At 65.8% G+C, this 11,937-nt stretch carries 8 protein-coding genes and 2 rRNA genes (1 of these 10 only partly in view); 3 read left to right on the top strand and 7 right to left on the bottom strand.

Annotated features, from left to right (window positions below; translation table 11 throughout):
• Positions 1–108: 108 nt before the first annotated feature.
• Genes ASD72_RS06540 through ASD72_RS06530 form a run of 3 tightly spaced genes read left to right on the top strand, consistent with a single transcriptional unit; the run spans position 109 to position 4,932 of the window.
• The gene (locus tag ASD72_RS06540; protein ID WP_056879135.1) at positions 109–2,292 is read left to right on the top strand and encodes a primosomal protein N'; all 2,184 of its coding nucleotides are present in this window, start codon (positions 109–111) and stop codon (positions 2,290–2,292) included.
• Positions 2,292–3,611, top strand: coding sequence for an MFS transporter (locus ASD72_RS06535; protein ID WP_056879134.1), 1,320 nt, complete (start codon positions 2,292–2,294; stop codon positions 3,609–3,611). The genes ASD72_RS06540 and ASD72_RS06535 overlap by 1 nt, the downstream gene beginning before the upstream one ends.
• A 40-nt stretch (positions 3,612–3,651) precedes the next feature.
• Positions 3,652–4,932 (top strand): NAD(P)/FAD-dependent oxidoreductase, encoded by a 1,281-nt coding sequence (locus ASD72_RS06530; RefSeq protein ID WP_056879133.1) that lies wholly within the window; start codon positions 3,652–3,654, stop codon positions 4,930–4,932.
• On the opposite strand, the gene ASD72_RS06525 is transcribed toward ASD72_RS06530, so the two are convergent.
• From ASD72_RS06525 to ASD72_RS06495, 7 genes are all read right to left on the bottom strand, one after another.
• On the bottom strand, positions 4,905–5,378 hold the full coding sequence (locus ASD72_RS06525) for a DUF1203 domain-containing protein (RefSeq protein ID WP_056879132.1): 474 nt from the start codon (positions 5,376–5,378) through the stop codon (positions 4,905–4,907). The two genes, ASD72_RS06530 and ASD72_RS06525, sit on opposite strands and share 28 nt — an antisense overlap.
• A 72-nt stretch (positions 5,379–5,450) precedes the next feature.
• On the bottom strand, positions 5,451–6,878 hold the full coding sequence (locus tag ASD72_RS06520; RefSeq protein WP_155944509.1) for a hypothetical protein: 1,428 nt from the start codon (positions 6,876–6,878) through the stop codon (positions 5,451–5,453).
• 136 nt (positions 6,879–7,014) lie between these two features.
• Positions 7,015–7,893, bottom strand: coding sequence for an RNA polymerase sigma factor RpoH (rpoH, locus tag ASD72_RS06515; RefSeq protein WP_056879130.1), 879 nt, complete (start codon positions 7,891–7,893; stop codon positions 7,015–7,017).
• 176 nt (positions 7,894–8,069) lie between these two features.
• A complete protein-coding gene (locus tag ASD72_RS06510; RefSeq protein ID WP_056879129.1) occupies positions 8,070–8,912 on the bottom strand; it encodes a metal-dependent hydrolase in 843 nt (280 codons plus the stop codon).
• A gap of 104 nt (positions 8,913–9,016) precedes the next feature.
• Positions 9,017–10,246 (bottom strand): dipeptidase, encoded by a 1,230-nt coding sequence (locus ASD72_RS06505; RefSeq protein ID WP_056879128.1) that lies wholly within the window; start codon positions 10,244–10,246, stop codon positions 9,017–9,019.
• Positions 10,247–10,340: 94 nt separating this feature from the next.
• Positions 10,341–10,455: ribosomal RNA gene (gene rrf, locus ASD72_RS06500) — 5S ribosomal RNA — on the bottom strand.
• A gap of 126 nt (positions 10,456–10,581) precedes the next feature.
• Positions 10,582–11,937 (bottom strand): 23S ribosomal RNA (locus ASD72_RS06495) (it continues 1,523 nt past the right edge of the window).

The raw sequence follows: 11,937 nt of genomic DNA, 5'->3' as shown, positions 1-11,937 counted from the left end.
CCCTTTATGGCATGGGCACTTGCGTGATTTTCGTCAAGAAATTGACAGGAGAGCAGTGCAACTGCACAACACCTGACCTCGCCCGGGCGGACCGATAAACTGCGCGCGATGCCACCCTCTCCCGCCCTGCGGATCGCGCTGCCTGTGCCCTTGCCGCAGGCGTTCGACTACCTGCCGCCCCGTGGCCATACGGCCACCTCCGCCGACGTCGGCAAGCGGGTCCGCGTGCCGTTCGGAAGCCGCGAACTGGTGGGGGTGGTCGCGTCGGTCGAAGCCCGCACCGAGGACGTGCCCGAGCTGCGCGAGGCCCTGGCCGTGCTGGACGAAGCGCCGCTCGTACAGGGAGAACTGATGGAATCCCTGCACTGGCTGGCCCGCTACACCCATGCCCCGCTGGGCGAGGTCTTCGCCACGGCGCTACCCACCGCCCTCCGCCAGGGCGAACCCCTTCCGGACACCCATGCCTGGCACTGGCAGCTCACCGAGGCCGGGCGCACCCAGCTCGACCGGCTGCGCGCCGGCAGCCGGCCCCGGCGGCTGGCGGACCTGCTGGCCGTGGCGCCGCTGGACGAGGACGTGCTGGACCTGCATCTGGACGAAGGCCGTGCGACCGCACGCGGGTTGGCCAAGCGGGGACTGGCCGAACGCGTGGCCGTGCCGGTGTCCGCACCGACGCCCGTGCCCCGCGCAGCCCCCCCCCTCAACGAACAGCAACGCGTCGCCGTCGATGCCATCGTCGCCACCCGCGGCTTCGGCGCGCTGTTGCTGGACGGCGTGACCGGCAGCGGCAAGACCGAGGTTTACCTGCAAGCCATCGCCGACTGCCTGGCACGCGGGCGGCAGGCCCTGGTCCTGGTGCCGGAGATCGGCCTGACACCGCAGACCCTGTCGCGCTTCCGCGACCGCCTGGGCGTGCCGGTGCATGCACTGCACTCGGGGCTCAACGACGGCGAACGCGCCCGCACCTGGGCCGCCTGCCTGCGCGGCGAGGCGCGGGTGGTGGTCGGCACGCGCTCGGCGGTGTTCACGCCGCTGCCCGACGCCGGGGTGATCGTCGTCGATGAGGAGCACGACGGCAGTTACAAGCAACAGGACGGCATCCGCTACCACGCGCGCGATTTCGCGCTGGTGCGCGGCAAGGCCCTCGACGTGCCGGTGGTGCTGGGCAGCGCGACGCCGTCGCTGGAAACCCTGCACAACGCACGCAGTGGCCGCTACACGCACCTGCGCCTGTCGCGTCGCGCCGGCGAAGCGCAACCGCCCAGCGTGCGCGTGCTGGACATGCGCAAGCGACCGCAGCAGGCAGGCTTGTTGACGGAGACGCTGCAGGCACTGCGCCAGGCCGTCGATGCCGGCGGCCAGGCGCTGGTGTTCAAGAACCGGCGTGGCTACGCGCCCGTGCTGCTCTGCCACGACTGCGGCTGGAGCGCGCACTGCAAGCGCTGCGATGCGTCCATGACCGTGCATGGCGCCGGCAAGCGGCTGCAGTGCCATCACTGCGGCGCGCGCCAGCCTGCGCCGCTGGCCTGCCCGGATTGCGGTGGCCTTGCATTGCAGCCGCAGGGCATCGGCACCGAGCGACTCGAGGAACTGCTCACCGAGACCTTCCAGGACGTGCCGGTGCTGCGGGTGGACCGCAGCACCACGCAGAAACGCGACGGCCTGGCGCAGCAGTTGGCGAAGCTGGGCGAGGCCCCGGGCATCCTGGTCGGCACGCAGATCCTCGCCAAGGGCCACGACCTGCCGCATCTCACCCGCGTCGCCGTGGTGGGCGTGGACGAAGGTCTGTTCTCCACCGATTTCCGCGCGACCGAGAAGCTCGCGCAGCAGCTCATTCAGGTGGCCGGGCGTGCCGGGCGCGCCGGCAAGCGCGGCGATGTGTGGCTGCAGACGCACCACCCCGACCATCCGCTGCTGGATACGCTCATCAACGGCGGCTACCACGCCTTCGCCGACGCCGAACTGGAACAGCGGCGCATGGCGGGCTTCCCGCCGTTCGCGCACCTCGCGCTGCTGCGTGCCGAAGCCCAGCACGTCGATGCGGCGCAGCAGTTCCTGCAGGCGGCCAAGCAGGCGCTGCGCGCGCACGACGCCACCCTCGAACTGCACGGCCCGCTGCTGGCGCCGATGCCACGCCGCGCGGGCCTGCACCGCGTGCAGCTGCTGCTGTCGTCGCCCGAACGCCGCACGCTGCATCGCACGCTCGACCTCGCGCTTCCGCAGATCCACGCGTTGCCTGAAGCACGCCGCACGCGCTGGTCGCTCGACGTGGACCCCGTGGACCTCTACTGATGACCCACACACCGCCCGATGCGATGACGCCCGCCCGCCGCCTGCGCAGCATCTTCAGCGGCTCGGTCGGCAACCTGGTGGAGTGGTACGACTGGTATGTCTACGCCGCGTTCTCGCTGTACTTCGCCGATGTGTTCTTTCCCGGCGGTGATCGCACCAGCCAACTGCTGAAGACCGCGGCGATCTTCGCGGTCGGCTTCCTGATGCGGCCGCTCGGCGGTTGGCTGCTCGGCCGCTATGCGGATCGCCATGGCCGTCGGCGCGCACTGATGCTGTCGGTGGTGATGATGTGTGGCGGCTCGCTGATCATCGCCTGCACGCCAGGGTACGCCAGCATCGGCGTCGCTGCGCCGGTGTTGCTGGTGCTGGCCCGTCTGCTGCAAGGGCTCAGTGTCGGCGGCGAGTACGGCGCATCGGCGACCTACCTCAGCGAAATGGCCACGCGTGAGCACCGGGGATTCTGGTCGAGCTTCCAGTACGTCACCCTGGTGATGGGCCACCTGATCGCGCTCGGCGTACTGATCGCGCTGCAGCGCGTCTTCCTGACCGATGAACAATTGCGCGACTGGGGCTGGCGCATTCCGTTCGCGATCGGCGCGCTGGCCGCGCTGATCGCGCTGTGGCTGCGCCGGAACATGGTGGAAACCGAATCGTTCGCCCGCAGCGAATCCGACGCGAGCGCCACGCACCAACAGTCGCAGGGCACGCTGCGCGCATTGATGCAGCATCCGCGCGCGGTGCTGGCCGTGGTCGGCCTGACGATGGGCGGCACGCTGGCGTTCTATACGTACACGACCTACGTGCACAAATTCCTCGTCAACAGCGCCGGCATGGCGGCGGAGACGGCGAGCCTGGTCAACGCGTCCACGCTGTTCGTCTACATGCTGCTGCAACCCGTCGTCGGCGCACTGTCCGACCGCATCGGCCGGCGCCGCATCCTGATCGCCTTCGGCGTGCTCGGCACGCTGTTCACCGTGCCGATCCTCAGCCAGTTGCAGAACGTGCAGAGCGCCAGTCATGCGTTCTGGCTTGTGATGGCGGCGCTGGTGATCCTGAGCGGTTATACCGCGATCAATGCGGTGGTGAAGGCGGAAATGTTCCCGGTGGAGATCCGCGCGCTGGGCGTGGGGCTGCCGTATGCGCTCGCGGTGGCGGTCTTCGGCGGCACCGCGGACATGGTGGCGCTGTGGTTCAAGAAGGCCGGCATGGAAACCGGCTTCTACTGGTACGTCACTGCCTGCATCGCGTGCTCGCTGCTGGTGTACCTGTGGATGCCCGACACGCGACGTACATCGCTGATCGACCGCGACGCGCACTGACGGCATGCGACAATCGCCTGCGGTGACAGGAGAACAGCGCATGCAGGCAGCACTTCCCCACGTCGTCATCGTCGGCGGCGGCTTCGGTGGTCTCTGGGCCACGCGCGCACTGGCCGGCGCGCCGGTCCGCATCACCCTGATCGACCGCCACAACCACCATCTCTTCCAGCCGCTGCTGTACCAGGTGGCGACTGCGGGCCTGTCCGCGCCCGACATCGCCGCGCCGCTGCGGCACATCCTGCGCAAGCAGCAGAATGTCGAAGTGCGGCTGGCCGAGGTCGCATCGATCGTGCCGCAGGACAAGCGGGTGGTATTCGCCGATGGCAGTGCCCTCGCCTTCGACGTCCTGCTGCTGGCCACCGGCGCGACGCACGCTTACTTCGGCCACGACGAATGGGCCGCGCACGCACCGGGCTTGAAGACGCTCGACGACGCGCTCCAACTGCGCCGCCACCTGCTGCTCGCCTTCGAGCGCGCGGAAGCGGAAAGCGACCCGCAGAAGCGCGCGGCCTGGCTGAGCTTCGCCATCGTCGGCGGTGGCCCGACCGGCGTCGAACTGGCGGGGACGCTGGCCGAGATCGCGCGGCACACGCTGAAGAACGAGTTCCGCCACATCGACCCCTCGCAGGCGCGCGTGCGCCTGGTCGAAGCCGGCCCGCGCGTCCTGGCCTCGTTTCCCGAGGCCTTGTCGGAGCAGGCACGCCGGCAACTCGTGAAGCTGGGCGTTGAGGTGGCGACCGGAACGCCGGTGAGCCACATCGACGACGACGGTTACCGGCTCGGCGATACCTTCGTGCCGGCAAAGACGGTCGTCTGGGCGGCCGGTGTCGCCGCTTCGCCGCTCGCGCGCTCGCTCGGCGTGCCGCTGGACCGTGCCGGACGCGTGGCGGTGCAGCCCGACCTGAGCGTGCCCGGCCACCCGGACATCTTCGTGGCCGGCGACCTGGCCTCCCTCAGCACCGACGGTCGTCCGGTGCCGGGTGTCGCCCCCGCCGCGAAACAGATGGGTGGGCACGTGGCGAAGGTGCTGCGCGCACGACTGGCGGGACGCCCGTCACCCGGTGCGTTCCGGTACCGCGACTTCGGTAACCTCGCCACCATCGGACGCATGGCCGCGGTGGTCGACTTCGGACGGCTGAAGTTCTCCGGCCTGCTGGCGTGGTGGTTCTGGCTCACCGCGCACGTGTTCTTCCTGATCGGCTTCCGCAACCGGCTCGTCGTGCTGCTGAACTGGTTCTGGGCGTACTGGAGCTACCAGCGCGGTGCGCGGATCATCCTCGGCAAGGACGAAGATCAGGCGGGATCGACGCGGCAGGCATAACAGCCGCGGCGCGCGTTGTGGACGTGCAGGTAGGCGATGCCCGGCAGACCGAGCAGGCGGTGCAGGTGGGGGAGCGCGTCGATGCCTTCGACCACGTCAGCATCGCGCATTGCGCCTTCTGCGTCGTAGGCGCGTAGCGACAACAGGCGCCGCGGAAACGTAGGCGGCAACGCGTCGCGGAACTCGACCGGCGAAGCCTGTAGGGCTGCTTCGCTGACGAATATCGGACCGCTGGCGCGATACGGCCCGGCGACGTCATGGTGCAGATGGGGAAGGAGCAACAGGGTTTCGCCCTGGCGCGCATCCTGCAGCGTGACGCGGCAGGGAAACCCATGGTCGGCATCCGCCACGACGCGACGGATATTGCGTGCCGCCAGCGCGGCATCGTCGAGTGCGAACAGCGGCAGGAAAGGGTCGGGCGACAGGCCCCGAATCACGAACGACATGGCGCCATTCCTCTGGAAGTGACGCCATGTTCGTGCCGCGCCCGCGATCCGGCTATCCGGATCTTGCGCCGGTCAGTTGTCGCCCAGCGGGTAGCGCTTGCCGTCCGCCATCACCAGTTCGCCCTCACCGATACGCTCGCTGTCCGCGTCCACGGTGATGAACTCGGCTTCCAGCCGGCCTGCGCCCTTGCTGCCTTTCAGGTCGAAGATATAGCGCTCGCCTTCCGCTGCCCATGAGGCATCACGGTCGAAGGCCGCTTCGCGGATGTCGCCGATGTAGCGCTTCACCACGGGGTGCGCCTGCATGGCGGCGTTGGCCTGCAGGACGAAGATCCCGTCCTGTCGGGCGAACGTATCGGGAATGTCGCCACGTTCCGTGTCCGCGCGGGACGACGCCTGTTCGTCCGCCGTCGGCGGCTCGCCTTCGAACGGGAACTCGCGACCGTCCGCCAGCGTCAGCACGCCTTTACCCAGGCGTTCGGTGTCCGCATCCACGGTGATGAACTCGGCCAGCAAGCGGCCGCGCCCCTTGTCGCCGGCGAGCGCGAACACGAATTCCTCCGCACCCTCGGCCTCGCCACTGGCCATCAGGTCAAGCTCGAACGACGACAACGTGCCGATGTGCTGCTGCACCAGCGGATAACGCTGCGCCGCGGCACGTGCCTGGCGGGTGAAGATGTTGTCCTGCATGTCGCCGAACAACGACGTCGCATCTTCATCCTCCTCGGGCTCGTCCGCGCCACGCGGCTCGCCCTCGAATGGCAGGCGACGGCCGTCCTGCAGGGTCAGTACGCCCTTGCCCAGCCGCTCGGTGTCGGCACTGACGGTGATGAAATCGGCCTCCAGCGTGCCGCGGCCTTTGCTGCCCACGAGATCGAACACGAAGGTGTTCATGCCGGCTGCGGCACCGGTGCCCACTTCGTTCATCGTGAACGTGGCGATCTGGCCGATGTGCTGCTGCACGAGCGGATACCGCTGCGCGGCCTCGCGTGCCTGGCGGGTGAAGATGTCCTTGCCTTCCGCAAGCGCCGCTTCAGCGTCATGCGCGTGGTCGTGTCCCGGCTCCGCGGCGGGCGCATCGGCGTTGCCGTCGATGGGGTGCGTGGTGCCGTCCGCCATCACCAGCGTGCCGGGGCCCAGGACTTCCTCGGTCGGACTGACGGTGATGAAGCGCGCAGTGACGCGCCCCTTGCCCCGGCTGCCCACCACGTCGAACACCAGGACGTCGGGGCCTGGTTCGTCCATGCTCGCGGGTTCGTCCAGCGTCACGGTGCGGATCGCGCCAAGATGCTTGGCCACGACCGGATCCACCTGCATCGCCGCGCGGGCCTGCGCGTCGTATTCCTCACGATCGATGCCGAAAGTGATGCGGCCCTGCGCATCCGCCGCCTTCGCTCCATCGGCGCCCCGCGCCCATGCATCGTTCGCGGCCATGGCGCACGTGCCCACGATGAGCCACGCCAATCCCACGATCCAGCGCCCCTGTTTCCCCCAACGCATGCCCTGCTCCTAGTGTGATGTCGTCGTCCGGTACGGACTGCGGCGTAGTGGATCACACTTTCGCCAGCCGATGAATCCGCCAAAACGCAAAGAGGCCCCTTGCGGGGCCTCTTGTGGTTGCAGCGCGATGGCCGTGTCAGGCGGCGAACAACGCCTTCATCTTCTTCAGCGCATTGGCCTCGACCTGGCGCACGCGCTCGGCGGAAATCCCGTACTCGTCCGCGAGTTCCTGCAGCGTGACCTTGCTTTCGCCATCCAGCCAGCGGCGCTTGATGATGTCGCGCGAACGGCTGTCGAGATTCGCCAGGCCTTCACGCAGCAGCTCCAGCTGGTTGCCTTCGCTGTCGGCACGCTCGTAGGCCTGCGACGGATCCTCATCGCGGGCGACCAGGTAGCTGGCCGGCGACGGCGGCGCGTGATCGTCATCCTCATCGGACGGCGCATCGAAGCCGATGTCACGGCCCGACAGGCGCGCTTCCATCTCGAGCACTTCGCGCTCGGACACATTGAGGTCCTTGGCGATGGCGCTGACTTCTTCCGCGTTCATCCAGCCCAGGCGGGTCTTGGACTTGCGCAGGTTGAAGAACAGCTTGCGCTGCGCCTTGGTCGTGGCGACCTTCACGATGCGCCAGTTCTTCAGGATGAACTCGTGCATCTCGGCACGGATCCAATGCACGGCGAAGCTCACCAGGCGGACACCCATATCGGGGTCGAAGCGCTTCACGGCCTTCATCAGGCCGATGTTGCCTTCCTGGATCAGGTCGCCCAGCGGCAGGCCGTAACCGTTGTAGCCACGGGCGACATGCACGACGAAGCGCAGGTGCGAGTGCACCAGTTCGCGCGCAGCGTCGAGGTCTTCGTCCTCGCGATAGCGGTTGGCGAGCTCGCGCTCGTTTTCCACCGACAGCACGGGGATCTGGTGCACGGCGCTGATGTAGGCGTCGAGCGAACCCAGGGCGCTGGGGATCGGCAGGTTGTTGGGGACCAGGGCGGTAGTGGGGGTCATCTGGCTCATGGGCAAGGATGTTAGCAGTCGGGGGGTTCGACTGCTAACCACATGGGAAGTTCCCTTTGTCCCACCCATGCAACAATCCCCAGGGCCCGGACCGCTCGAGCATTCCCATTGTTTTTCAATGGGTTGGCCGGCCCGACGTCCTGGTGCGGCAGAGACCACGCGGGGATGGAAGGCGTTCATTCAGCTTGGGCGGCCATGGCGACAACGATCGGAGGGTGCGCCGCCGCCTGCCTCGCAAGAACGTCCGCGGCCAGTCCATCTCCCCCCAGTTGCGACGGGTGGAAGCCGGGACGCAGGTAGTTCCAGAGGTGGCCGATCGTGCGACGGGCCATGTGATGGGTCGAGCCCAAGTGAGCAGCAGCCTGGCGGAACGTGTCCTTGCGCCAGAGCACGCCATCCTGGACCAGCAGGGCCACCGCCAGTCCGGTCATCAACAGGTAGAAGAGCGTCGCCGTCGTCGCCGCACCCGCGAGCCGCACCGGATAGCCCGGAGAAACCGCCTGCAACAGATCGAAGGCGACCGCGCGATGCTCGATCTCCTCTGCGAAATGCCATTCCATCAAGCTTCTAACACGTGGATCTGCCCCGTCGAGGATCGCCTGCGACAGGAACTCGTAGCCCAGGTAGGCATTGATGTGTTCGACGCAGCTGACCAGCGACGCGCGCAGCCACAGCGGCGCCCAGCGATCCATCGTCTTGAAGATGGCGCGGTCCACGAGCCGCTCGAAACCCCTGTACGAATACCCCTGCGCATCCAGATTGCCCCAATAGCGCTTGTGCGCCACGCCATGTTGGGCTTCCTGGCGGATGAAGGCGTGGCATCGCTTGCGCAGCGCTGGATCCGTGATGCGCGGCAGGCACGCATTCAAGGTGCGGATGTAGAACGCCTCGTTCGCCGGCACGAGTACGGTGTAGGCATTCAGCAGCGAGGACACCACTTCGTTGCCCGGCAACCAATGCTTGGGGATATCGTGCGCGAGGGTTTCAGCGAAGCGGCGGGGCGTGATCGATTCGTCCATGGAAGAACCTCCTGGTCCAGCGACAGGCGCGCACCCTCTCTACGCGAGCGAATGCACGCGCGTCCTGCCAGATATCGGCGCGTCCTCAGGGTGCCGACACGCGGTCAAGGCTTCGCGTGCGGCTCCGCAATCGCTTGGGCTTCGCGGAGCACCCTCAACAGGTTCCCGCCCCATATCTTCCGGACGTCATCCTCACCGTAGCCTGCGGCGAGCAAACGCGCCGTGACGAGCGGCAGCGCGCTGACGTCCTCCAATCCCTCCACGCCACCGCCGCCATCCCAGTCCGCCCCAACACCGACATGATCCACGCCCGCCACCTTGATGATGTGCAGCAGGTGCGCCATGTAGTCGTCCAGCGTTGCGCGCTTCACCGGATAGCGCGCCTCTATCGCACGACGCTCGGCCAGGTACGCCGGCGCGGCCTTGACGGACAGCTTGCTCTCCGGCCCGTACTTGTCCGACAACGCATCGAGCGCGGCCTCGCGCTCCGGCACCTTGGGAATGCTGACCAGGTAACCGCCGAATGCGTTCACATGGATGACGCCGCCTTTCTCCGCGAGGCGCCGGATGCGGTCGTCGTCGATGTTGCGGGGATGATCGAACACCGCATCGGCACTGGTGTGCGACAGCACGATCGGCGCGCGGGACACCTCGAGCAACTGGTCGAACACCGCGTCGCTCGCGTGCGAGGCGTCGAGGACGATGCCCAGGCGATTGGCGTCCGCGACGAGGGATCTGCCGGCGGGACTGAGCCCGTTCCATTCGGGCCCCTTCGCATCGGTGGACGAGTCGCCAAAGTCGTTGTTCAACACATGCGTGATACCCAGCATGCGCAGGCCGAGATGGTGGTAGACCTCCAACAAGCTGGGATCTGCCGCCAATGGCGCAGCGTTCTCCATGCTGATGAAGGACACGCGTTTGCCGGCCTTCGCGATGCGCAACGCATCGTCGGACGTCAATGCGAGCTCCATGGCATCGGGATGGGAGGCGAGCATCTCGCGGATGGCCACCAGCCGCTCCAGGCCGTGGTTGCGCGCCGCCTGCTTGCCCGCTTCATCCCGCGCCCCCTGTGCGGTGTAGATCACCCAGAAACCGCCATCCAAGCCGCCGGACTTCATGCGCGGCAAGTCGACTTGCGACAGATCGCCTTCGTGCGCGTGGTCGTCAGCGATGTTCCAGCCGGGCCGCACGAGATTGGCAGGTGTATCGAGGTGCGTATCCAGGACGAGGGCCTCCTCGTGCACCTTGCGTGCGTGGGACGACACCTGCTCCGCACCGAAAGCGCCCGACCCCAAGGCGAAGAGAAATGCGCCGATAAACCAGGATTGCTTCATGCACGGCCCCTGACGTGAGATGAAAGCCGATTGTTGGCGAAAGCGACGCAAGAAAAAACCCCCAGCCTTGTGGCTGGGGGTTTTGGGGTAAAGCCCCTGGCGATGACCTACTCTTGCATGGCTTAAGCCACACTACCATCGGCGCGGCTGCGTTTCACTTCCGTGTTCGGGATGGGAACGGGTGGGACCACAGCGCTAATTTCACCAGGGAGAGGGTTGGAGCGTCGCCATCCAAGGAACGGATTAAGGCGCCAATCTCTCATAGGGTCTTGTGACGTAGCGGGCATTGGATTTTCTCTGACGATATCGTCGAGTCCAAGGCCACTTGAGGTTATATGGTCAAGCCGCACGGATCATTAGTATCAGTTAGCTCAATGGGTTGCCCCACTTACACACCTGACCTATCAACCACCTAGTCTTGATGGTTCCTTTAGGGGGCTTGTGCCCCGGGAAGTCTCATCTTGAGGCGCGCTTCCCGCTTAGATGCTTTCAGCGGTTATCGCTTCCGAACATAGCTACCCGGCAATGCCACTGGCGTGACAACCGGAACACCAGAGGTTCGTCCACTCCGGTCCTCTCGTACTAGGAGCAGCCCCTCTCAAACTTCCAACGCCCATGGCAGATAGGGACCGAACTGTCTCACGACGTTCTGAACCCAGCTCGCGTACCACTTTAAATGGCGAACAGCCATACCCTTGGGACCGACTACAGCCCCAGGATGTGATGAGCCGACATCGAGGTGCCAAACACCGCCGTCGATATGAACTCTTGGGCGGTATCAGCCTGTTATCCCCGGAGTACCTTTTATCCGTTGAGCGATGGCCCTTCCATACAGAACCACCGGATCACTAAGTCCTACTTTCGTACCTGCTTGATCCGTCGATCTCGCAGTCAAGCACGCTTATGCCTTTGCACACAGTGCGCGATGTCCGACCGCGCTGAGCGTACCTTCGAGCTCCTCCGTTACTCTTTGGGAGGAGACCGCCCCAGTCAAACTACCCACCATACATGGTCCCCGATCCGGATTACGGACCTAGGTTAGAACGTCAAGCACATCAGGGTGGTATTTCAAGGTTGGCTCCACCGAAGCTAGCGCCTCGGTTTCATAGCCTCCCACCTATCCTACACAGACGAACTCAACGTTCAATGTAAAGCTATAGTAAAGGTTCACGGGGTCTTTCCGTCTTGCCACGGGAACGCTGCATCTTCACAGCGATTTCAATTTCACTGAGTCTCGGGTGGAGACAGCGCCGCTGTCGTTACGCCATTCGTGCAGGTCGGAACTTACCCGACAAGGAATTTCGCTACCTTAGGACCGTTATAGTTACGGCCGCCGTTTACTGGGGCTTCGATCAAGAGCTTCGCCTTGCGGCTGACCCCATCAATTAACCTTCCAGCACCGGGCAGGCGTCACACCCTATACGTCCACTTTCGTGTTTGCAGAGTGCTGTGTTTTTGATAAACAGTCGCAGCGGCCTGGTTTCTGCGACCCCCCTCAGCTATAGCCCGCATGGGCCACCAAAGGGGGTGCACCTTCTCCCGAAGTTACGGTGCCATGTTGCCTAGTTCCTTCACCCGAGTTCTCTCAAGCGCCTGAGAATTCTCATCCTACCCACCTGTGTCGGTTTACGGTACGGTCTGCGTGAGCTGAAGCTTAGGAGCTTTTCCTGGAAGCGTGGTATCAGTGACTT

It is taken from the genome of Pseudoxanthomonas sp. Root630 (assembly GCF_001427585.1).
Classification (GTDB): Bacteria; Pseudomonadota; Gammaproteobacteria; order Xanthomonadales; family Xanthomonadaceae; genus Pseudoxanthomonas_A.
This window is presented reverse-complemented; position numbering and strand designations above follow the sequence as displayed.

Coding starts and splice junctions, on each gene's coding strand:
- rpoH (WP_056879130.1), bottom strand. CDS start 7,893: ATGAGCCAGATGACCCCCACTACCGCCCTGGTCCCCAACAACCTGCCG.
- ASD72_RS06525 (WP_056879132.1), bottom strand. CDS start 5,378: ATGTCGTTCGTGATTCGGGGCCTGTCGCCCGACCCTTTCCTGCCGCTG.
- ASD72_RS06520 (WP_155944509.1), bottom strand. CDS start 6,878: ATGCGTTGGGGGAAACAGGGGCGCTGGATCGTGGGATTGGCGTGGCTC.
- ASD72_RS06510 (WP_056879129.1), bottom strand. CDS start 8,912: ATGGACGAATCGATCACGCCCCGCCGCTTCGCTGAAACCCTCGCGCAC.
- ASD72_RS06535 (WP_056879134.1), top strand. CDS start 2,292: ATGACCCACACACCGCCCGATGCGATGACGCCCGCCCGCCGCCTGCGC.
- ASD72_RS06505 (WP_056879128.1), bottom strand. CDS start 10,246: ATGAAGCAATCCTGGTTTATCGGCGCATTTCTCTTCGCCTTGGGGTCG.
- ASD72_RS06530 (WP_056879133.1), top strand. CDS start 3,652: ATGCAGGCAGCACTTCCCCACGTCGTCATCGTCGGCGGCGGCTTCGGT.
- ASD72_RS06540 (WP_056879135.1), top strand. CDS start 109: ATGCCACCCTCTCCCGCCCTGCGGATCGCGCTGCCTGTGCCCTTGCCG.